Source organism: Rugamonas violacea (genome assembly GCF_016461825.1).
Classification (GTDB): Bacteria; Pseudomonadota; Gammaproteobacteria; order Burkholderiales; family Burkholderiaceae_D; genus Rugamonas.
This window is the reverse complement of sequence record NZ_JAEMNU010000114.1, coordinates 1-1,244: the sequence shown is the minus strand read 5'-3', so window position 1 is coordinate 1,244 and position 1,244 is coordinate 1. Positions and strand designations below refer to the sequence as shown.

Here is a 1,244-nt window from a genome sequence, read left to right as displayed (position 1 = left end):
GCAGATGTTTAAGTTTGGCCATTCGTAAATAGGCGATGGCGATGAAGTTGGTCACGGTACGGAAGCCGCGCGCGGCGCGTTTTGTTTGCTGAAGCATTCCGTTCATGGCCTCGACATAAGCGTTGCTGCGACCGTCGAGCATGCCGCGCACCACCCCGGGCAGGCGCTGCGTAAGAGTGTCGGCCAGGCGTTTGAACGGTTCAAGCCTGCAACGGCTGGCCCAGGATATCCAGCCCATCAGGTCTTGCTTGGCCTTGCTGGCGCAGTTGGCAACCACAGCGCCGCGATAGACTTCGCGCAGCGCCTGCTTTAAGCGCCAGGCACGTGCACTTTTCAGGTTGGAGCGCTGCAACCAGTGCATGGAATTGGTCTGATGGTAAGTCCAGCTAACAGGATTTTTACGCATGCCCCACATCATCGCTTTGACCGCCTTGCGGTCCTCGCCCAACGCAGCGCGCACGGCTTTCGGCTGGCTACGCATTTCCTCCCGCCGCACCTCGTCCATGGCAGCATTAGCCAATGCGATCACATGAAAACGGTCATAGCTGATTTGGGCGCCGGGCAGCGTTTCGGTCACGCCCTTGGCATAGGCCGCGCTCATGTCCATGCAGACATGCTTGATCTCGTCAGCAACCCCGCCATGCATCGCCAGTTCCTGTTTGAAGGCCGCCACCGTTTCATGATCGCGCCCTGGCGTAACGAACAGCAGCCGTCGGGCCTCCAGATCATGCACGACGGTGACGTACTGGTGCCCCTTCTTGAGGCTGGTCTCGTCAATGCCGATCACACGCACACCCGTCATCTCGTCGCGGCCACGCGCAATGTTCACATAATGTTCGATGCGCCGCCAAAGCCGCTTCGACGCCACTCGCAACTGCGCGGCAGCCTGGGCCACAGGCAAGCTCTGGCACAAGGACAAGGCAAGCGCTTCGAACAGCAACGTGAAACCGCTGCCCGGCCGTGCCCACGGCACTTCCGCCTGCGTGGTCTTGCCGCATGCACTGCAATCAACGCGCGGCACCTCGGCGTGCAACCACGCCTCAAACTGGAAAAAATCCAGATGCCGCCAGCTACGTTTGATGCGGTCATGAACGCCTTGACCGTTTACGCCGCAGGCAGGACAAGACAACTGTTTGGCATCACACGACACCTCGAAATCGATCCGGCGCTTCGCCGTATCGAGCTCAACTTTGGAAACAATCCATGGCGCTTGCAGACCCAGCGCGGTGGTGAACAAGGTTTCG

1 protein-coding gene is annotated in these 1,244 nt (G+C 59.7%); it reads right to left on the bottom strand.

Annotated elements, in window-relative coordinates:
• Positions 1-1,244, bottom strand: a 1,244-nt coding sequence (locus tag H7U20_RS20545; RefSeq protein WP_199761011.1) for an ISL3 family transposase, incomplete at both ends; no start/stop codon positions are given.